Origin of the sequence: Halobacillus campisalis (genome assembly GCF_030345335.1) — a bacterium.
In the GTDB taxonomy this organism is placed as follows: Bacteria; Bacillota; Bacilli; order Bacillales; family Halobacillaceae; genus Halobacillus_A; species Halobacillus_A campisalis.
Genome location: NZ_JAPVRC010000006.1, coordinates 1 through 21,176 on the forward strand (window position 1 = coordinate 1; position 21,176 = coordinate 21,176).

Annotated in this window: 20 protein-coding genes; 13 read left to right on the forward strand and 7 right to left on the reverse strand. The window is 41.4% G+C overall.

The annotated features are described in order from the left end of the window. Positions 1-273: 273 nt before the first annotated feature. The 3 genes from O2Q26_RS12810 to O2Q26_RS12820 all read right to left on the reverse strand — a co-directional run bounded on the left by O2Q26_RS12810 (position 274) and on the right by O2Q26_RS12820 (position 1,918). Positions 274-687 (reverse strand): YtxH domain-containing protein, encoded by a 414-nt coding sequence (locus O2Q26_RS12810; RefSeq protein WP_289216278.1) that lies wholly within the window; start codon positions 685-687, stop codon positions 274-276. Between the two features lie 162 nt (positions 688-849). After that, positions 850-1,377, reverse strand: a complete 528-nt coding sequence (locus tag O2Q26_RS12815) for a tryptophan transporter (protein ID WP_289216279.1) — start codon at positions 1,375-1,377, stop codon at positions 850-852. Between the two features lie 109 nt (positions 1,378-1,486). Then, a complete protein-coding gene (locus O2Q26_RS12820) occupies positions 1,487-1,918 on the reverse strand; it encodes an HIT family protein (RefSeq protein ID WP_289216280.1) in 432 nt (143 codons plus the stop codon). 153 nt (positions 1,919-2,071) lie between these two features. Between O2Q26_RS12820 and O2Q26_RS12825 the strand changes: the two genes are divergently transcribed. Genes O2Q26_RS12825 through O2Q26_RS12835 form a run of 3 tightly spaced genes read left to right on the forward strand, consistent with a single transcriptional unit; the run spans position 2,072 to position 4,780 of the window. After that, positions 2,072-2,815, forward strand: a complete 744-nt coding sequence (locus tag O2Q26_RS12825) for an ABC transporter ATP-binding protein (protein ID WP_289216281.1) — start codon at positions 2,072-2,074, stop codon at positions 2,813-2,815. After that, positions 2,808-4,022, forward strand: coding sequence for an ABC transporter permease (locus O2Q26_RS12830; protein WP_289216282.1), 1,215 nt, complete (start codon positions 2,808-2,810; stop codon positions 4,020-4,022). Before O2Q26_RS12825 ends, O2Q26_RS12830 begins: the two co-directional genes overlap by 8 nt. 47 nt (positions 4,023-4,069) lie before the next feature. After that, the gene (locus O2Q26_RS12835) at positions 4,070-4,780 is read left to right on the forward strand and encodes an EcsC family protein (protein WP_289216283.1); all 711 of its coding nucleotides are present in this window, start codon (positions 4,070-4,072) and stop codon (positions 4,778-4,780) included. Here O2Q26_RS12835 and O2Q26_RS12840 read toward each other — a convergent pair. Next, the gene (locus O2Q26_RS12840) at positions 4,771-5,949 is read right to left on the reverse strand and encodes a M20 metallopeptidase family protein (RefSeq protein WP_289216284.1); all 1,179 of its coding nucleotides are present in this window, start codon (positions 5,947-5,949) and stop codon (positions 4,771-4,773) included. The two genes, O2Q26_RS12835 and O2Q26_RS12840, sit on opposite strands and share 10 nt — an antisense overlap. Before the next feature lie 139 nt (positions 5,950-6,088). Beyond that, complete coding sequence (locus tag O2Q26_RS12845; RefSeq protein WP_289216285.1) at positions 6,089-6,526, reverse strand: ferritin-like domain-containing protein; 438 nt, start codon at positions 6,524-6,526, stop codon at positions 6,089-6,091. Positions 6,527-6,696: 170 nt separating this feature from the next. On the opposite strand from O2Q26_RS12845, the gene O2Q26_RS12850 reads away from it, so the two are divergent. After that, entirely contained in the window at positions 6,697-7,125 is a 429-nt protein-coding gene (locus O2Q26_RS12850) for a disulfide oxidoreductase (protein ID WP_289216286.1), read from the forward strand. Beyond that, the gene (locus O2Q26_RS12855; protein WP_289216287.1) at positions 7,122-7,598 is read left to right on the forward strand and encodes a thioredoxin family protein; all 477 of its coding nucleotides are present in this window, start codon (positions 7,122-7,124) and stop codon (positions 7,596-7,598) included. Before O2Q26_RS12850 ends, O2Q26_RS12855 begins: the two co-directional genes overlap by 4 nt. A gap of 1,359 nt (positions 7,599-8,957) precedes the next feature. Here the strand turns inward: O2Q26_RS12855 and O2Q26_RS12860 are convergent. After that, positions 8,958-9,464 carry an antibiotic biosynthesis monooxygenase family protein gene (locus O2Q26_RS12860; RefSeq protein WP_289216288.1) on the reverse strand — a complete coding sequence of 169 codons (507 nt, stop codon included), beginning with the start codon at positions 9,462-9,464 and terminating at the stop codon, positions 8,958-8,960. 91 nt (positions 9,465-9,555) lie between these two features. Here O2Q26_RS12860 and O2Q26_RS12865 point away from each other — a divergent pair, with 91 nt between their 5' ends. The 5 genes from O2Q26_RS12865 to O2Q26_RS12885 all read left to right on the forward strand — a co-directional run bounded on the left by O2Q26_RS12865 (position 9,556) and on the right by O2Q26_RS12885 (position 16,365). After that, positions 9,556-11,721 carry a transglycosylase domain-containing protein gene (locus O2Q26_RS12865; RefSeq protein WP_289216289.1) on the forward strand — a complete coding sequence of 722 codons (2,166 nt, stop codon included), beginning with the start codon at positions 9,556-9,558 and terminating at the stop codon, positions 11,719-11,721. Positions 11,722-11,831: 110 nt separating this feature from the next. Next, positions 11,832-12,869 (forward strand): uroporphyrinogen decarboxylase, encoded by a 1,038-nt coding sequence (gene hemE, locus O2Q26_RS12870; protein ID WP_390216607.1) that lies wholly within the window; start codon positions 11,832-11,834, stop codon positions 12,867-12,869. Between the two features lie 13 nt (positions 12,870-12,882). After that, positions 12,883-13,818, forward strand: coding sequence for a ferrochelatase (hemH, locus tag O2Q26_RS12875; protein WP_289216290.1), 936 nt, complete (start codon positions 12,883-12,885; stop codon positions 13,816-13,818). Next, positions 13,818-15,218: a protoporphyrinogen oxidase gene (hemY, locus tag O2Q26_RS12880; RefSeq protein WP_289216291.1), complete on the forward strand. Its 1,401-nt coding sequence runs from the start codon at positions 13,818-13,820 to the stop codon at positions 15,216-15,218. Before hemH ends, hemY begins: the two co-directional genes overlap by 1 nt. A 127-nt stretch (positions 15,219-15,345) precedes the next feature. Beyond that, positions 15,346-16,365 carry a LacI family DNA-binding transcriptional regulator gene (locus tag O2Q26_RS12885; protein WP_289216292.1) on the forward strand — a complete coding sequence of 340 codons (1,020 nt, stop codon included), beginning with the start codon at positions 15,346-15,348 and terminating at the stop codon, positions 16,363-16,365. Positions 16,366-17,422: 1,057 nt separating this feature from the next. Here the strand turns inward: O2Q26_RS12885 and yhfH are convergent. Then, a complete protein-coding gene (gene yhfH / locus O2Q26_RS12890) occupies positions 17,423-17,551 on the reverse strand; it encodes a protein YhfH (protein ID WP_253937472.1) in 129 nt (42 codons plus the stop codon). Positions 17,552-17,670: 119 nt separating this feature from the next. On the opposite strand from yhfH, the gene O2Q26_RS12895 reads away from it, so the two are divergent. The 3 genes from O2Q26_RS12895 (at position 17,671) to O2Q26_RS12905 (ending at position 21,163) form a co-directional block, all read left to right on the forward strand. Beyond that, positions 17,671-18,408 (forward strand): MBL fold metallo-hydrolase, encoded by a 738-nt coding sequence (locus tag O2Q26_RS12895; RefSeq protein ID WP_289216293.1) that lies wholly within the window; start codon positions 17,671-17,673, stop codon positions 18,406-18,408. A 66-nt stretch (positions 18,409-18,474) separates the two neighbouring features. Beyond that, positions 18,475-19,473, forward strand: a complete 999-nt coding sequence (gene lplA, locus O2Q26_RS12900; protein WP_289216294.1) for a lipoate--protein ligase — start codon at positions 18,475-18,477, stop codon at positions 19,471-19,473. A 157-nt stretch (positions 19,474-19,630) separates the two neighbouring features. Beyond that, on the forward strand, positions 19,631-21,163 hold the full coding sequence (locus tag O2Q26_RS12905) for a long-chain-fatty-acid--CoA ligase (protein WP_289216295.1): 1,533 nt from the start codon (positions 19,631-19,633) through the stop codon (positions 21,161-21,163). Positions 21,164-21,176: the final 13 nt, after the last annotated feature.

Below are 21,176 nucleotides of genomic sequence, written 5' to 3' on the forward strand. Positions count from 1 at the left end.
GCGTTAGCCCGAGGAAGCTCACCGTACGCCCATGGAAAGCGAGTGATTTCCCGGCCCTTCAAGCTCTATTTTTGTGACGGAAACAGGCAGAATGTCTCGAAACTGAGTCTTCCACTAAAGGGAGCTTTAGTGGAACAACTTGAATTTACATTACAAGGATCGGGCGAAAGGTGAAAGGAATTTTTTTTATTTTCAGCTTACTTTTCATTAAGAAAATAAAAAAGAGTTTTCAGACTCCTTCATCTGAAAACTCCCCCAAGTAAATATTTGAAATTAATGTTTGGTCTCTTCGCTGCCAGACTGAGTTTCATCCTGCGAATCCGTGTTCTGTTCAGCTTTCGCTTTTTCTTCAAGATCTTTTAAACTTTCCTCGATTTGCTCTAAATACATTTGTATATTCTTCTGATGAGGTTCCACTGTCTTTTTCCAACTTTCAATGGAGCTTTTTACGTCTTCAGATAATTCTTTTACCAATTCTGCTCCTTCTTTAGAAGTTTGAGCAATTTGATCTTTAAGCTGAAGCCCTTCCTCTTTCAAGCTGAAAATTGTATTCTTTAAATTTTCACTTTTTAACTTTGCATTTTCCCGGAAATCTCTCCCCGATGAAGGAGTGTTAAAGAGTGTATAGGCTGCACCGACTACCCCTCCAACAAAAACACCTAAAACTAATGATTTTGCATTGGCCATTAGAAAAACTCCTTTCAGAAACTTTGACTATTTATTATTTTCTCTTAATATGTACGTTTAAAACCTAAATAAAGAAAAGAAAAAAGTTGGCCGCTGACAAATAAGTGTGAAGCGGCCAACCTTAAGTGGTGATTAAACAGACTTTACAGAATGGCTGCCTTGTTATGAAACGCTCATTGATTGAGCATAGTGTGTTCTTTTCATAATATTCTGAGCTATAGGATAGATGATTATCATAGCAATGGTATTAACTGCTGCTGCCGGTAATACCACAGTGATAAACATCACTCCAAAACTGGCTTCCATAATTCCTGCGAAAAAGAGAACGAAACTTAAGAAAATTGAACCACTGATAATCGTCCCTATTGCAGTCAATACAGGAGCCGCGGTTTCTTTTAATATCTTTTTTAATGATAAAAACATTCCAAGAAAAGCTAGCGCTGTTAAAGGTTTATCCACAAGATTAGCAAGCTGGCCTCCAGGCACTGTCGTCGTCAAAGCGGACATAAGTCCGGTTGCAATAGAGAGCACGAAGACGTAAGATAACTTGGGAAATAAAATAATACCTAAAAACATCATAGCCAGCATCATGTCAGGACGCATCCCAAAGAAAAAAGGCGGAATAACAGCATGTAGAACTGCGCCTATTCCTATAAGTAACGAAAGAAAAACTAAAATTCTTGTATTCATTTGAACTCTCCTCTTCTCGACTAAACTCTGCTGAATTCACACCTCAAACGTATCCTCTTGATCGTCTGCAGATGCATAATTTGATTATATCAAATAGGTTTCTTTTCGGCTACTTCACGTGCTCGCTGATTTCATAAGCCATTTTTTGTAAATCCTCTGTTGTGTAGTCATCTGAATGTACAGTCCATTCTGGATTGAATCCATCCTCTTTCCCATAGCGAGGAATAAGATGAATATGTAAGTGGAAAACTGATTGTCCTGCAGGTTCTTCATTGTTATTGAGTAAATTCATACCAATCGGCTGAAAAGCAGTTTTGATTGCTTTTGCAACTTTAGGTACTCGGGCAAACAACTGCTCTGCCGTCTGTTCATCCGTTGAGTAAATATCCTGGGTGTGTGTTTTTGGAATCACCAGCGTATGACCTTTTGTGACTTGACTAATATCAAGAAAAGCATATACCTCTTCATCTTCGTAGACTTTTGCAGAAGGAATATCCCTTGAAATTATTTTGCAGAAAATACAATCTTTGTCATGGCTCATCGTACATACACTCCTTTAAGGCGTTTGTATAATTGTATCATATTTAAACCTTTTTCCTCGATTGAGAAGCTATTAAAGCATTTCTGTGTAAGCTAACTTATATTATGATAAAATTTTAAAGAATGCAGTTATATTTTGAAAAGAGGGATTGACTTGAATTCATTGTTACATATAGAGGATCTCCATGGAGGCTATACACATAAAAACGTGCTTCATGGAATTTCATTTGAGGTCTTTCCAAATGAAATTGTTGGACTTATCGGTTTAAACGGAGCGGGGAAGAGTACAACAATCAAGCATGTCATCGGTATGATGCAAGCAAAAAAAGGAAAGGTCGCAATCAACGGAACCACCTTCGATGAGAATCCAGAAGGGTACCGTCAACAATTAGCTTATATTCCGGAAGTACCGATTCTTTATGATGAATTGACACTTCATGAACATTTGAGGCTGACTGCGATGGCTTATAACATTCCTGAAGATACTTTTAAAAAGCGATTGGATCCTTTGCTCAAGGAATTTCGACTGTCAAAGAAACTCAATTGGTTCCCTGTTCACTTTTCTAAAGGAATGCGCCAAAAAGTGATGATCATGTGTGCATTTCTCATTGAGCCGGAACTGTATATTGTAGACGAGCCTTTCGTAGGTCTGGACCCTCTTGGTATCAAATCCTACCTGGAACTTATGGAGGAGATGAAAAATAATGGAGCAGGAATCCTGATGTCCACTCACATTTTGGCTACAGCAGAAAAATACTGTAATCGTTTTGTGATCCTTCATGATGGCCATATAAGGGCGATGGGAACATTGGAAGAATTAAGAGAGTCATTTGACCGGCCACAAGCTTCATTAGATGATATTTACATCCAACTGACGAAGGAAGACGCCGATGATTAATGCTAATGAATTATGGAGTCAACGTTTTCAAGCCCATATAAAAGAGACAAGCCGCTATTTAAAATACATTTTTAATGGTCATATTGCCATTGCCATGTTTTTTTTCATATCAGCTCTTGCCTATTACTATCAACAGTGGCTGATGGAACTTCCTGAAGGTTTCCCGACCGCTTGGATTGTTGGGGGCGCATTTGGACTAGTAGCCAGCTATAGTCCAGTAAGGACGCTTTTAAAAGAACCGGACTTAGTTTTTTTACTTCCTGCTGAGCATCAGCTTGCAGGCTATTTCAAGCGATGCCTTATGTACAGCTTTGTTATCCAGCTTTATTTGATCTTACTTGTAGTGGCAGCGCTTGGTCCCCTCTATTTTGAATCGTATCCTGAACTGGGCACGAACCACTATTTAACGATGCTTGCCGGTATTCTTGTTTTGAAGTTAATTAATATGCTGGCTAACTGGTGGATGCTTAAAGAGAGGAATGCCTATAGCCGGAACGTCGATCAGGTCATTCGGGTTGTGTTAAGTATTGTGTTCTTTTACTTCTTAGCACAAGGGGAATGGGCATTTTCAGCCATAGTGGGTATCCTCCTTGTGGGAGTAACGTTATATATATATTCTCTGGCTCGCAAGAAAGCTGGTCTTGTGTTTGATTTGCTCGTTCAGAAAGATCAGGCTAGAATGCGGACTTTTTATAGGATCGCTAATATGTTTACTGATGTTCCTCATTTAAGGAATACAGTCAAAAAGAGACATACGCTCGTTAGAATGCTTGCTTCTGCAGTACCATACAGTCAGAAGGAGACCTTCACTTATTTATATAGGATCACTTTTATCAGAAGCAGTGATTACTTAGGTATGTATTTCAGACTGATTGCTATAGGTGGACTCGCTGTTTGGTTTGTACCTAATCTATGGGTGAAAGTAGCATTTGCCATTTTATTCCTTTACTTAAGTGCTTTTCAAATGATGACGTTATGGAATCACCATCGAACTATTGTGTGGCTTGACCTTTACCCCGTAAAAAAAGAGTGGAAGCAAAAAGCAATGCTGACTTTCCTGTATCAACTTATGCTTTTGCAGACACTGCTATTTACTTTGTTATTCATCATTCAATGGCAGTGGATCGGAGTTGCCATTGTAGCTATAGGCGGAACGCTGTTCAGCTATATGTTTATTAAGGGATATGTTAGACCAAGATTGATTTAAGCCAATGAGCGGTTCCTGCGGGGGCCGCCTTTTTAGGAGGATAAGACATGACTTACGAAGAAAAGAAGTATAAAGAAGCGCTCAGGTGGAGTCGTTCACTTGAGAAAAGGTCCGGAGTCATACAGAGGACATCGAAAGGGTTACAATCAGCGATCAATCAAAAAATCCCTGACCGTGTACATGTCGTTGTGACGGAAAGTATTAAGAGAATGATTGAGTTATCTTTGACTTCATCACAGTATATACATCCAGTTGAACATAATGAGGAGTGGAGTTTTGAAGAAAGGGAAGAGCTTATTAAAGGAAGATTGAAGCAGTACAAATCGACGGCCTCGTGGGAAGGGGCGGGTACAGGTGCGGGAGGATTTTGGCTGGGTGTGGCTGACTTTCCTATGTTACTAAGCATTAAAATGAAATTTTTGTTTGATACGGCCCAATTCTACGGGGTGGATATCAACCGTTATGAGGAGAGAGTATACCTGCTTCACATTTTCATGCTTACTTTCTCCAGTGATAAAGAAAAAGTGAAAGTGAGAGATGTACTTCTGAACTGGGAAAACGAACCTTTAGAGAGGAAAAAGGTGGACTGGAAAACTCTGCAGCTTGAATACCGGGATACGATCGACTTAGTGAAATTGATGCAGCTCGTGCCAGGGGTAGGAGCTATAGTAGGCTATGTAGCGAATGGCAGGTTTTTAGAACAATTAGGGGAGACGACGATGAATATCTATCGCCTCCGCTTGATTTCTCATACTTGATGCTTCTCTTGATATGAACGGTACGCTTGGAGCAGCGTTTTGGCTGCGTGAGGTAAGGCTTTTTCGTCGAAATCGAACTTAGGATGGTGGTGTGGAAAGTAATGGTCTGGTAATTGTGCACCTGTGAAATAGTAGGCCCCAGGTTTTTGTTCTAAATAATAGGCGAAGTCTTCGCCAGCCATTACAGGATCCACCTCTTCCGTAGACAGGGAAGCATCTGCTTTAGAAGCTTCATCTAAAATCAATTCCGCTTCCTCTGCATGGTTGATCACGGGAGTGTACCCTTTTAAATATTCAAAGTCATAATCGGCTCCTGCACTTATGCACGCGCCTTTAATGACCTTCTCCATCTCTTCAATTATTAAGTCTTGTACAGAAGAGTCGAATGTCCGGACAGTCCCTGAAAGTTCTGCTGAGTCCGCAATCACATTAAAAGCATCTCCCGATTCAAAAGTACCTACGGTTAAAACGGCTGTATCAAGAGGGTTTAATCGTCGACTGACGATTTGCTGAAGGGACGTTACAAGCTGGGAAGCAATCACAATAGCGTCCTTAGTTTGATGAGGAATCGCACCGTGTCCGCCCTTCCCTTTGACTTTAATATGAAAACGGTCCGCACCCGCCATAAAAGCGCCTTTAGAGGTTTGGATAATTCCGGTCGGAGTATTCACCCATAAATGTGTTCCGAATACAGCGTCAACGTCATCTAGTGCGCCTGATTCGATAATAGGTCTAGCTCCACCGGGCGCAAACTCTTCTGCATGCTGGTGGAGAAATACCAGGGTACCGGGCAAATCCTCTTGAAAAGGGACCAGAGATTCTGCTAGTCCTAATAAGGAGGCTGTATGGCCGTCATGACCACAAGCATGCATCACTCCATCGACTTTAGAGCGGTACTCCACATTATTTTCCTCGTGGATCGGCAGAGCGTCAAAGTCAGCGCGCAGGGCGATTTTTTTTCCTGGCCTACCTCCTTTAAGGGTAGCTAGCACACCATTTCCTCCCACATTACTTTCATACGGAATACCAAGTCGATCATAAGTTTGCTGAATGAATTTTGCTGTTTCTGTTTCATGGAAGGATATTTCAGGATACTGATGTAAGTATCGGCGAGTTTTTACCATGTGCTCGTATTGTTCATCAATGGCTGTAAATATATTTTCCCACATATATGTTTCCATCCCCTTGTAAGTTTAAGTGGTCTTCCTAATATATCAGACTATTTTTAATATTAAAAGCAGGGGAGGAAGGGTACAGTCGTATGCTAAAAAAGCCTGCCGATAGGATCGGCAGGCTCATCGTTGAAGATTATTCATGAAGACGGGAATCTTGAAGAAGACGATCAATCTCTTCCATATGACCTGTTTCGTCAGAGATGAGGTCATCCAGCTTAACGGACAATTCCGTTAAGTTTAATTCCTCAGCCTGTTGTTTACGTTCTTCATAACGCTCTATTGTAGCACGCTCTGCTTCACGAGCTTCTCTCAGCATAGCCTTAACTTCTGTATGCTGTTTAACTTCAGCAGGAGATGTGGTTGGAGTACCTCCCAGAGTACTGATCTTCTCAGCCAAGTATAAAGCGTGACCTTGTTCATCAGCTACTTCACTTTCAAAGAATGGCTTAAGTACGGAGCGGTACAAGCCGGAAACGACTGCAGCGTTGTAAGTATACATAATTGAAGCTGCATATTCGTTTGCTAAGTCTTCGTTTAAACCATCAATTAATTGTTGCATTTTTTCATCCATGTTCATCATCCTTTCAAAGAAATCTTGGCACATATTCAAATATTCCCTGTTCCTTTTAGTTTAAACGTAAAGTATAAAACGATTCTTAAAACTGTTGTGGCAATCTAGTTTGAATTGAAAACAATACCTTGTATAATAACAATGGGAGAGAGGAAGAAAGGAACTTTTTTATGAAACAGAGAAGCGAAACCTGGTTGTTTATAGCATGGGCTACTTCGTTAGCGGCTATGCTTGGAAGTTTGTTTTTCTCGGAAGTGTTAGGGTATGAGCCCTGTGAGCTGTGCTGGTATCAGCGGATTTTGATGTATCCCCTTGTCGTTATTTATGGAGTGTCATTAATTAAGAAGAATGTGACTTCAGCGCTGTCGGGGTTAATTTTGAGTGGAATAGGTGCTTGTTTTTCTGTTTACCACTATTCATTACAAAAGGTGCCCGCCTTTCAATCAGCGGGGAATTCCTGTGGTGCGGTTCCGTGTAATGCGGAGTACCTCAATGTGCTGGGTTTCATCACAATCCCGTTCTTAGCAGGAACCGCATTTATTATTATTTTTATCAGTCACGTACTTATGATTCGTGAGCAAAGGGGACAAGCGAAATGAAAAAGAAAATGATTATTTTTGGAACGGTACTCGTCGTTCTTCTAGTAGTACTCGCTTTTGTAGTGAACTACCAAAATTCTCAAAAAACAGAAGGAAATCCTTACGGAAAAGATGACCTTGAGCAAAGCACCATCGATCAACTGGACGATCCTAATTACCAGAACCAAATATTACCTGATGAATTAGAAGAAGAAATTTCATCCGGTGAGCCGGTAACTGTGTATTTTTATGATCCTGAATGTGTGCATTGTCAAAATACTACTCCCGTTCTTGTACCGATTGCACAAGATATGAACGTAGACATGAAAAAAATGAATTTACGTGAATTTGGCACTGAAGGTGCAAAGTATCAGATCCAATCGACTCCAACCCTTGTCCACTTTGAAGATGGAGAGGAACAGGCGCGGATCGTAGGTGAAAATCCTGAAGGTGAGTTCGAAAGCTTTTTTGAAGAAGAAGTGACTGCTGAATAATGTAAAAAAGGTAGCGGCTTAGTGTAACTACTCCGTTTACTATAGCAAAAACACTAATCGGTATATGTATAGTAAGTTAATTCATGTTTGTTGAAGTGTTTTCGTTAAAATAATAAAAGGCTCAGTCGACTTTTCGACCGAGCCTTTTTAAAATGTTTAATTTAAGTTGTTCCACTAAAGCTCCCTTTAGTGGAAGACTCAGATTCGAGATATTCGGGCTGTTTCCGTTATGAGTGACAGCGTTGAGAGCTCCGGGAAATCACTCGCTTTCCGTGGGAGCGCAGTGAGCCTCCTCGAGCTAACGCTCTCCGGGGTCTCACCAAGCACTCTTTTCCCACAGGAGTCTCGCAATTTCCCGGAGCTCTTTGCGATGATTAGGTGGTACGGAAACACCGATTTCAGGATGTCAGATGTGCGCTACAGTTATGATAAAAACTTGATATTGAGCGGTTTATCCCTATAAACAAACGCTCACCAAAAAATGAACATGGATAAAGAAGACGCACCTTCTTGCAAAAAGGGTTCATTTCTAGCTTGCTTTCACGGAAATGAAAAGTCTATTGGATAGTTAGTTTTTCTAAAACAACCGGTTTAATTATTCTGCAAACGTTGGTACAAGAGAGTTTCTTCTTCTCATTTCATAGTTCCGTCCCGTAATATAAGTTAGGGGTTTTAGGAATGTGCGAGGCTCCTACCTTTGAAAGCGGAAGCACTTCGTTCAGCGGTGTATGGACTGGACTGAGATGGCGGAGATAAAAATAATTCAAAGAACAGTATAAGGGGGTTCGTTCATCTCATATCGATTGGTGTGGTTGGGAAGTGCGAGACTCCCTTTGTAAAAGCGGAAGCGCTTCGTTCAGCGGCGTATGGACTGGACTGAGCTGGAGGAGATAAAGGAAACACGAAGAACGAAGAGATTCGATGTTGACTTATCGTACAGAAGTGAAGGAAGTCTCAGTAGCCGCTAAGCGCTGGAGCTGGATAGTCCCCCATAAGGTTTATGATTGGAACCACGCCCTAGACTAATATAAGTGTAAGAAGTGGGAGAAGGATGTAGGCGAGATCCCACAGGGCTGCAAGCCCGAGGAAGCTCGCCACTTCCCCCACAGGAAAGCGAGTAGCTTCCCAACCACACCAGACTCTCATTGTGGCCACGAACCCTGGTTATCTCGAAACTGAGTCTTAAAGTATCCTGCCATATAGTTTAAGAACATTTTTTCAAGGTTTCTATATCGAAACTTTTTTCTCAACAAAAATGTCTAACAAATTGATATACAACTTGATAGACATTTCAGAATGTATTTTTAAGTTTTTGATCGGAACGGAAACAGTTAGACTTAGTGACGAATACTTTTTCTGTTAATCTTCTAATTGAATCATTTGGTATTTAGTAATGTAAGGTTTGCCATCAATGAATGATGGTTTTTCTTTATGTTTAGGTCCAGAGTTTTCATGAGCTTTCTCGAACTCCTGGGAATTTTTCCAATCTTCAAAGCATTGTTCATTACGCCATTGCGTAAAAACAACATAAGTGTTTCCTTTAACTGGTCTTAAAATTCGAATGGCTTGAAAGCCCTCCATACTTTCGACGCTTCCCGCGCGTTTTTTGAATCGGTCTTCGAAAACAGGGCGTCCTTCGTCTGAAACAGGGATATTATTCATAACTACAAAACCTGACTCTTCAACATCACCTACAGCCTCCACTACTTCGTAATCTCGACCTTCCGCAAAAACCGGCTCTTCCTCACCTTCATAGTAAGCCACCGTTTTGTCCTGGTCTTGCATGAAGTAAAGTGCAGCCTTTTTGTTTTCTTTCTCTAGCTTTGCTAAATAGTTTAGGGTACCATTTGTCATAGATACTTTCATAGTGTTATCTCCTTTCCTGCATCAAGTTAAGTGTAGCAAGTGGAGACATTGAACTGCAAGTTTGAACTTACATGATAAGAGAGGATGCAAGATGCTGAAAATTAAACAAAAAATACTTCTGATACCGGATTGGTTGAAAAAATACAAGTGGCCACTATTCGTTGTGCTCGGGCTTTTTTTATTGACGATGATAGGGTTCCTCGTGATTCTTCAAGGCGGGAGATTTATTGTAAAAGATACTGAACTTGTTTTGGATGCGTCTACAACTATTGAAACAGTGGATGGGGAAGTTATCGAAAGGGTTTATACGCAGAACAGGACGTTGATTGATCATGAGGAGATACCTGACCATGTGAAAGATGCGTTTGTAGCGGTCGAAGATTCTCGCTTCTATGAACACTCGGGAGTCGACTTCAAATCGATTTTACGGGCTGTCTATCGTGATGTCATTACAATGAGCAAAGCAGAAGGGGCGAGTACCATTACCCAACAGCTGGCGAAGAATCTTTTTTTGACGAATGAAAAATCCTGGATGCGCAAAACTAAAGAGGTTATGGCTGCTATTCAATTAGAACGAGAATATACGAAAGATGAGATTCTGGAATTGTACTTGAATACGATTTATTTCGGAAGTGGAGCTTATGGAGTAGAAGCAGCCTCAAAAGAATATTTCAATACATCAGTTACTGAACTTTCTGTTACCCAGGGGGCCTTATTAGCTGGGCTGCCAAAAGCTCCTAATTCTTACTCTCCCTTTGATAATCCTGAGGCGTCATTGGATAGGCGGAATGTCGTTCTGGGAAGGATGGAGGCTACGGGTGTGCTCGATGCTGAAGAAATGGTCAGTATGCAAGGTGCTACACTCGGTACTGAAGCACGTGAAGATAGTGGAGAAAGCTGGACGAACAGCTATGTAGACTTAGTGATTCGCGAAGCTGCAGAACGTTATCATATTTCACGTGAGGAGCTAAAACGAGGAGGATACCAGGTCACTGTAGAAATGGACCCCGAGATCCAAGAAATTGCCTCTAATTATATGAAAGAGGGTGAGTTTGCCCCTGGCTCTCAACCTGAGGTAGAAGGTGCTTTCACCCTCATGGACAAGTCCACAGGTGCATTAGTAGCCGCTGTAGGAGGGCGTGATTATAATCATGGTGAACTGAATCGCGTAACTTCTGAAAAACAGCCAGGGTCGGTCATCAAGCCTTTATCCGTTTATGGTCCTGCATTGATGACTGACACGTACATTCCTTTTTCATTGCTAGTCGATGAGCCGCGTAGTTATGGCGATTATAAGCCAAGGAATTATGATGGAAAATATGAGGGTCTCACATCCTTGTATCAGTCCATTGTCGATTCTAAAAATGCTCCGGCCGTTTGGCTGCTCGATCAAATGGGAATCTCCTATTCGAAGGAGTATTTGAATAAGCTCGGTCTCGAAACAGAAGACGAAGGTCTTTCTATTGCTTTAGGCGGCCTTTCCAGAGGTTATACTCCTTTGCAAATTACGGAAGCTTATCGCAGCTTTGTGAATAGTGGAAGTACAGCAGAAGGATATACGATTCAGCAAATTTCGAACCGCCAAGGTGAAGTAATTCACGAACATGAACGAAGTGAAACGAAAGTGTTCAACGATGAGACAGCATGGGAAATGACGCAGATGCTTGAAACTACTGTCCAATCTGGGACTGCTTCCTCAGGTGCTTATTCTAAAGCGCTGGCAGGTAAAACAGGGACCCAGCAGCACCCTTCAGTTGAAGGGGAGAATAAAGATGTGTGGTTCGCTGGATATACGCCTGATTATGTAGGATCTTTATGGATGGGCTATGATCAGGCAGGGGAGGATTTTTATCTCACAGGCGGAAGTTCATATCCGACATCTTTAATGAAAGATATTTTAACAGAAGTTGACCGCGCAAAAGGTATGACGGCCGATTTCAAAAAACCAGATGGGCTTGAAGAGCTGCCTGAACCTATCAAACTACCAAAGATTACGGATGCAGAAGGATCTGTAAGCTTTGGAGGACTTAGCCTAGTGTCAGCCTCCATCAGCTGGACTGCTTCAGAGGATGAACGTATAGTTTATCGTTTGTATGAGGAGGGGCAAAACAAGAGACTTGTGGGAGAAGTAACAGGTGAAGGGGAATATGAGCTGAATTTTGTCAGTTTATTTAATAATCACTCGTATGTCATCGTTCCATATGACCCTTTGACGGGACTTGAAGGAGAAGCCTCCAATCCAGTGGAGCTTGATTGAATCCTGTGAAAGAATGCACAAATTCGTGACAAACACATCGTTTTTCTATACACATCGCAGATTTATAGTTATAGTGGAAGCGGATAAGTGCCTAAAAGGAGTTAATTACTATGTCAAAACCATTTAATGATACGATTCTAAAAGCTTTCCGAGGTGAGTCGACAAATCATACTCCCGTCTGGTTCATGCGCCAGGCAGGGCGTTCTCAACCGGAATACAGAAAGTTGAAAGAAAAATATTCTTTGTTTGAAATTACTCACCAGCCAGAGCTGGGTGCATATGTGACAAGACTGCCTGTGGAACAATACGATGTAGATGCAGCGATTCTTTACAAAGACATAATGACACCTCTGCCTGCTATTGGTGTAGATGTGGAAATCCAAAAAGGCATAGGCCCAGTCATCGATAACCCTGTGCGGAGCAAAGCGGATATAGAAAAGCTGGGAAGCATCGACCCAGAAGAGGATGTATCCTACGTTATGGATACTATTCGTTTATTGACAAAAGAGCAGTTGAATGTTCCTCTGATTGGTTTTTCCGGAGCTCCCTTCACACTTGCAAGCTACATGATTGAGGGCGGTCCTTCAAAGAATTATAATAAGACGAAGGCGTTGATGTATAGCGAGCCTCACACTTGGTTCATGCTTATGGACAAGTTAGCCGAAACAACAATTACTTATGCCCGCGCGCAGGTCGCAGCCGGAGCGAGTGCCATCCAAATTTTCGATTCATGGGTTGGGGCTCTGAATGTAGAGGATTACCGAACGTTCATCAAGCCTGTTATGGAGAGAATTTTCACAGAGCTGCGTTCGACAGGAGTCCCGCTGATTTTGTTTGGTGTAGGCGCCAGACATCTGGCGTTAGAGTGGAACGATCTTCCTGTTGATGTAGTCGGCTTAGATTGGAGACTCTCAATTAAAGAGGCGAGAGACATGGGGATTACGAAACCTTTACAAGGAAACCTGGATCCTTCTATTCTTCTTTCAGATTGGGAAGTAATTGAGATGAGAGCGAAACAGATCATTGATGAAGGAAAAGCTCACCCAAGCCACATCTTCAACCTTGGCCATGGGGTCACGCCAGACATTGAACCAGAAACATTAAAACGCTTGACCAAGCTCATTCACGATTATTCAAAAAAGAATTAAGAGGTGAACGATAATGGAAAAGAAACAAGTAGGTTTACTCGTAATGGCGTATGGAACGCCTTATAAGGAAGAAGATTTAGAAAGATACTACACTCACATTCGCAGAGGTCGAAAACCCACTGAAGAAATGCTTGAGGATCTGCGTGATCGTTACAACGCAATTGGAGGCATTTCACCATTAGCCCGAATTACAGACGACCAAGCACTTGCTTTACAAAATACATTAAATGAAGAACAGGACGACATCGAGTTTAAAATGTATTTAGGCTTAAAGCATATTGAACCTTTCGTAGAGGATGCTGTTCAGCAAATGGCGGATGATGGAATTACTGAAGCTGTTTCTATCGTTTTAGCCCCCCATTATTCAACATATAGCGTGAAGTCCTATAATGGAAGAGCCCAAGAAGAAGCGGAAAAGCATGGAATTACTATACGTTCTGTAGAAAGCTGGTATGATGCACCCGGCTTCATTGACTATTGGAGCGAACAGATTTTAGCGGAGTACGAGAAAATGCCTGAAGAAGAAAAAGATCTTGCTTGTTTAGTAGTGTCAGCGCACAGTCTGCCGAAAAAAATATTAGAAGGCGGAGATCCGTATCCTGATCAACTGAAAAAAACGGCTGAAATGATTTCTGAAGAAACGGGAATCAAACAATATGAAATCGGATGGCAGAGTGAAGGGAATACACCTGATCCATGGTTAGGTCCGGACGTTCAAGATCTCACTCGTGATCTTTTTAATGAAAAAGGCTATCGTACTTTTGTATATGCCCCTGTAGGTTTTGTATCGGATCATCTAGAAGTGCTCTATGATAACGATTATGAATGTAAAGTCGTCTGCCATGAAATCGGTGCAGACTATTATCGCCCGGCAATGCCGAATACCCACCCTAAATTTATCCGTACGTTAGCAGGCGTAGTTCTTTCTAAAATGGAAGAGCAGGTTTAATGGTGGAACAAAAGAAAGTAGTTATAATAGGCGGCGGAATCTCCGGATTGACCGCTGCCTATTACTTACAAAAAGACAAGCGAGAAAAACAGCTCCCTCTTGACATTAAACTTTACGAAGCGAGCGGTCATCTGGGTGGGAAGATTGAAACCGTTAAACGGGATGGATTCACTATTGAAAGAGGGCCGGATTCATTCTTAGAGCGTAAAAAAAGTGCGGGAAGGCTTGCACGCGAAGTCGGTCTTGAAGACCAAATGGTTCCGAACGGAACAGGACAGGCTTATATTCTAGTCAAAGAAAAACTTCATAAAATGCCGAGCGGATCGTTCATGGGAGTACCTACTCGAATCCGTCCTTTTCTATTCTCTAGTTTATTCTCCCCGGCTGGTAAAGCTCGAGCGGCAATGGATTTAGTGAAGTCTAAAAAACAAATCGAGCATGATCAATCTCTTGGACTTTTTTTCAGAAGAAGGTTGGGAAACCAAGTGGTCGAAAACCTGATTGAACCGCTGCTCTCAGGTATATATGCAGGAGATATCGACGAATTAAGCCTGCAATCCACCTTTCCGAACTTTTATGATCTAGAACAAGAATACGGCAGTCTGATTAAAGGGTTGAGAAAAACTGTATCTAAACCTCCAAAAAACAAGCCTAAGCCGAGCATGTTCCGTACTTTTGAAAATGGGTTGTCCTCGTTAGTGGAGGCGGTGGAAGAACAGTTGAGTCCAGGCGTTGTACAGGTGAATACAGGAGTCGATCATATTGAGCGTAAGGGTGACACCTATCACTTGCTCTTAAGCGATGGGACAGCTGACAAAGCTGATGCTGTGATTATTGCAGCTCCCTATTTTGCTGCCCAGCGGATGCTTTCCCAGTATGAGTTCATGAACAAGTTAAAAGAGATGAAAGCCACATCAGTAGCTAACGTAGCGATGGCTTTTGATGCGGCTGCCATTAGTAAAGACATCGATGGTACAGGTTTCGTCGTTTCCAGGAACAGCAAGTTTAGGATTACAGCGTGTACATGGACGCATAAAAAATGGCCCCATTCTACACCGGAAGGCAAAGTAATGCTGCGCTGTTACGTAGGTAAACCAGATGACCAGGAAGTAGTAAACTTAACTGATGAAGAAATTACTGAGATTGCACTCCATGATTTGAGTCAAATCATGGACATAAATACGCAACCTGATTTTTCAGTAGTTACAAGATGGCATGATTCGATGCCGCAGTATGCTGTCGGTCATAAAGATCGCCTGCAAGAGGTGACCGATCACCTCGAACGAGAGCTCCCAGGTATTTATCTTGCCGGAGGCTCTTACCGTGGCATAGGTCTTCCTGATTGTATTGATCAAGGTGAAGTCGCAGTAGAACAGGTGCTCAAACAACTAAAACTTTAAATCTGATGGAGCCAGAGACGTTAGGCGTTTCTGGCTCCAATAATTTCCTCCTTGCATAATTATGTCACTCTTAGTATGATTTGTTATGAAAACGATTTCAAAATGTAGCTGAGCAGGAGGAGTTATAATGGCTACCATTGAAGATGTGGCGAAATTGGCGGGTCTGTCACGAACGACCGTGTCTCGTGTTATCAATAATCAACCATATGTAACGGAAGAAAAGAAGATAAAAATCAACGAAGCGATGAAAGAGCTTGGCTATGTTCCAAACTCTTCCGCTCGACGTTTACGAAGCCAGCGTACGGAAACCATTGCTGTTTTATTACCGCGGGTAACCAATCCTTTTTTCGGTCAATTAATCGAATCATTAGAACAGAAGGCCTCCGATTACGGTTACCAGGTGATAGTTTGCCAGACACATGATAAGAAATATAAAGAATTAGATTACTTGCAGCTATTAAAAACAAAGCAAGTTGATGGAGTGATTATGGCTTCTTTGACGAATGAGTGGATGGACATTGAACCTTTTCTTGACTCTGGGCCGATTGTTTTGTGTAACGAATACATGGAGACACAAGACGTAACGATGATACATATCGATCACAAGCAGGCAGCTTACGATGCTGCCCTTCATCTTATTGAACAAGGCTGCCGGCGTATCGCTTATGCTAGTGGCGGACGGGAAACGTACATTAGCAAGCAGCGGAAGATCGGGTTTTGCGATGCATTGAGAGAACATAATATGTGGTTATCAAAAGAATTGGAAATCAATGAGGTATTAGACGTAGGGGATGGACAAACGACTTTTCAATATTTGAAAGTACACCAACCCGAAGTTGACGGCATTTTCACAGGTTCAGATGAAGTAGCTGCAGGGATCGTATACGCCGCTTCCAAGGAGGGATGGAGAATTCCTGAGGATCTGGCGGTGGTCGGTTTTGATAACCAGATGCTGTCTTTGCTTATGGTGCCGGCAATTACCACTATTGAGCAGCCAGTAGAGCAAATAGCTTCAAAAACCATTCAAGTTCTAGTGGATCAAATTAAAAATAAGCTGTCGGCACCTACTCAGAGGTTTGTTTACCCATATGAATTAATAAAGAGAAAGTCGACCGACTGTAATACTGTAAAGAAAACCGCTCGTTAATGATGAGCAACTGAAAAAGTGTTTTTTAATCAAAAAGGGAGAAGGACACCTACTATATTCAGGTGTCTTCTCTCTTTTATACTATTTGAACATATTACCACTCATTTTTGGGAATTATTTTTTATATTAACTCCCTATTTTTTAAAACTTGATTTCGAGAGGTTCGGGCTGTTTCCGCCACAAAAATAGTGCTTGAAGTTCCGGGAAATCACTCGCTTTCCATGGGCGTACGGTGAGCTTCCTCGGGCTAACGCCCTGCGGGATCTCCTCCTGTACTTTTCTGCCATAGGAGTCTCGCAATTTCCCGGACCTTCTTGCGTTTTTTAGGTTCACGGAAACATCTGAGACAATGCTTTGAGTGAAGTACAGCTATTTTGAGTGGCAACGACAAGTCGCCCCATTTCTAATACCCCATTACAACAATTTGTTTTTTCATGGCTACATGTTTATTGTCTAATAGGTTATGTCACAGTCGCTTAATTGCTATTGTCTTCCTGGATAAGATTAATTGTGATCCATTTCAAGAAAATGTATAGCTCAAGGGGCGGAGGAAAACGGTAAGATTCCTTATTAAAAAGCGAAAGTACTTCGTCCAGCGGCGTTTGGACTAAACTGAGCTGGCGGAGAGAAAGAAAACAAGAACAAAGTGCCTAGACTTACCAGTCTTGTTAGTCGCTAAGCGCTATAGCCGGAATACGGGGCTTAGATGAGAACTCAAAAGTCTTTTCTATTCCAATGCCAGGGGGTTCGTTCTTTACATTTCGCATGGGATGGTTGGGAAGCTAGGAGACTCCCGTGGGAGAAGGAGGTAGGCGAGATCCCACAGGGCTTTAGCCCGAGGAGCTCGCCAGTTCCCCCACAGGGAAGCGAGTAGCTTCCCAACCACCCCTGACTGGCAACAAACCCAGCTTGTCTCGAAAACAAGTCTTCCACAATCCTGCCATATTGTTGAATGATTATCATGTAATATACAAACATTTTCCAAAAAAAAAAAGCAGCTTAACAGCCGCTTGAAAGATTTAATGTTCAGAAAAACTAGATTTGTGGAATACTATGATTAACGGGCAGGGTGACTGCACTCGTCACATTCATTTCCATAGCAGTCAGCTTGCTCGTGAATTGCGTGGCCACATTTTGTACACTGTTTCTTCGGAAGGTTACGGAAAAATTCAATGACATTCATCATGATAAATCGCCTCCAAATAAATTATTGTATAGTCATTGTATTATAACAATATGCAGATTACAACCACCTGTTATAAAACAAATTAAAAATAGGTAAATAGTATTAAGGAGTTGATCATTATGCAAATTAGTATTATAGGATTTTGGGGAGCATACCCTGCTGCAAACAGTGCTACTTCAAGCTACTTGTTGGAAGAGGAGGGATTCAAGCTGTTGATAGATTGCGGAAGCGGGTGTCTTTCCAGGTTACAGCAAAGAACAGATGTTCAGGAATTGAACGCAGTTCTCCTCTCTCACTATCATAAGGATCATGTAGCAGATATCGGGGTCCTGCAATATGCGTGGCTTGTGCAAAATTCCATTCACGATACTAAACAAGTATTACCAATCTATGGGCATAGGGAAGATAAGGCAGCTTTTAAAGAATTAAGTCACCAATATACAAAAGGAGTGGAGTATGACCCTGAGCAGACGATGGAAATCGGGCCTTTTACGATAAATTTTCTGCAAACGAAACACCCAGTTCCTTGTTATGCTATGAAAATCTGTAATGGTACAGAAACAATCGTATATACAGCTGATACAAGCTATTTTTCTGGGCTTGCCGAATTTGCTCGCGGTGCAGATTTATTAATCACGGATACGAACTTTTATAAAGGAATGGATGGAAGTAAACCAGGCCATATGACGAGTGAAGAAGCAGCTTTGATTGCCAGGGACGCTGAAGTGGAAACTTTGTGGCTCAGTCATTTGCCTCATTTTGGTAATTTGAATTTATTGAAGCAGGAAGCAGCGGATGTTTTTAAAGGGAATATTGAGCTGGCTTCGGAAGAATTAACCTGGCGTGGCCGCACCTAAAGAATTGTTTAATGCTGTCGAATTTTATACAATATAGGGTAGAGTTAAACGTGAAAGGATGAGACGATGTTATTTATTGACCATGAAGGGATAAACGATCCGAAGATTAACCTGGCTATTGAAGAATATGCACTGAAGAATTTAGATATTGATGAGACGTATTTGTTGTTTTATATCAACGAGCCATCTATCATCATTGGGAAAAACCAAAATACAATAGAAGAAATCAACACAAAGTATGTTGAAAATAACGGCATCCATGTGGTAAGACGGCTCTCTGGAGGCGGAGCAGTCTATCACGATCTTGGGAACTTGAATTTCAGCTTCATTACGAAGGATGACGGGGATAGTTTTCATGATTTTGCTAAGTTTACAGAGCCTGTAACACAAGCTCTGAATAAAATTGGAGTTTCTGCAGAGTTGTCAGGCCGAAATGATATCGTTGTGGATGGAAGAAAAATCTCAGGAAACGCTCAGTTTTCCACAAAAGGACGTATGTTCAGTCACGGAACATTAATGCTGGACTCCGAAATAGAAAACGTAGTATCTGCGTTGAATGTCAAAACCGAAAAAATTAAGTCTAAAGGAATCAAATCTATTCGCAGCCGGGTAGCTAATATATCCGAATATATAGATGAACCAATTACAATGGAAGAGTTCAAAAGCTTAATTTTGCGGTACATTTTTGATGTTGAAGATGTAAAAGACGTTCCACAGTATAAGCTGAAGGAAGAAGACTGGAAGGAAATTAATAAAATCGCTGAAGAACGCTATCAAAACTGGAACTGGAATTATGGGAAATCTCCTAAATTCAATGTTCAACAAACGAAGCGAATCGAAGGAGCTGGCAGTTATGATATTCGACTGGATGTTGAAAAAGGCTGCATTCGTAATGTGAAAATTTTTGGTGATTTCTTTGGTGTTGGCGATATTTCTGAAGTAGAAGAGAAATTGATTGATGTGAGGTATGATCGCCAGTCTATCTCAGCAGCCTTAGAAGATATAGATATTTCTCATTATTTAGGTAAAATATCAAAAGAAGCTTTTTTAGATATTATATATTAAGAAATAAACCAGCAGATACATCTGCTGGTTTTGCTTTTTTAAGAAGGCTCTGTTTAAAGCTAAATGTTGCGCATGAATTGACAGTATTTTATAATTAAATTGAATATTTTTAAAAATATAATGAATGATGGTTCATTCATTGAAGGGGGAGCAACATATGAATTTGAGTGATCAACTGATAAGAACTACCGAAAAAGACCCTATGAAGGAAGCTTACATATTTCAAGGAGAAGGTGTAAGCTACCAGGTGTTTAACGCCTCTGTAACTAAATTTGCGGCAAAATTAAATGAACTAGGCTATGGAAAGGGAGACCACCTGGCATTAATAAGCGGAAATAGTCCACTATTCATGATTGGACTTTATGGTTCTATTCGGGCGGGGGTTACGGTGATTCCAGTAAATCCTACGTATACGGTCCATGAAATGAGTTATATATTAAAAAACGGAGATGTTAAAGGTGTCATTACGATGGATGTTCTAATGGAAAAATTTGAACAAATGGATGCGGATCTGAATATTCAAGATTACTTTGTTGCGGATACAGGTGCAGAACCACGTGATTTTTCTTTATCTCATAAAATGAAATCGTTTACAAAGTGTGTGGAAGAGGGAGATGTGCATTTTCAAGGCCCGCCATTAGATGGTGAAGAAGTCGCAGTCATTCTTTACACCTCAGGGACTACTGGTAAACCGAAAGGGGCCATGTTAACGCATAAGAATTTATATTCGAATGCAACGGATGTAGCGGATTACCTTAGAATATCATCTAGTGACCGTGTCATTGCGACATTGCCGATGTTCCACGTGTTCTGTTTGACTGTCTCTTTGAACGCTCCCATCATGAATGGTGGAACTGTACTGATCGTTCCTAAATTTTCTCCACCAGAAGTATTTGAAGTTGCAGAATCTTATAAAGCAACTGTTTTTGCAGGCGTACCGACAATGTATAACTATTTACTGCAAACAGGCAAAGACCGAGTGTCTGCTTTTAAGAATATGCGTATTTGTATAGCTGGCGGCTCATCTTTACCTGTAGCATTGCTCAACGATTTTGAAAAACATTTTAACGTTAGAATTTCTGAAGGGTATGGATTGTCTGAAGCTTCGCCGGTCACTGCGTTCAACCCGCTTGACCGTCCACGCAAACCAGGATCGATTGGTACAAACATTGTGAATGTTGAGAATAAAGTAGTAGATGAATTAGGAGAAGAGGTTCCTAATGGTGAAGTTGGCGAACTTATTGTACGAGGACCTAACGTTATGAAGGGGTACTATAAGCTGCCGGAGGAAACGGCTGTTACTATCCGTGATGGTTGGCTCTATACGGGAGATATGGCTAGGAAAGATGATGAAGACTACTTTTACATTGTAGATCGTAAGAAAGATATGATTTTAGTAGGAGGCTACAATGTATACCCTCGAGAAGTAGAGGAAGTACTTTACAGCCACCCTGATATAAGCGAAGTAGCTGTAGTCGGGTCACCAGATCCGCAAACAGGAGAATCAGTAATCAGCTTCGTCGTCTCCTCTAATCCAGAACTAGATGAAGACGAGTTGAAAGAGTTTTGCAGCGGTTCTTTAGCGAGGTATAAACAGCCCAGAAGAATTCACTTTATGGAAGAACTTCCGAAAAACACGACCGGTAAAATTTTGAGGAAAAACTTAAGGGAACAGCTCTCTCAAAAGTAAATGACAGGCAGTA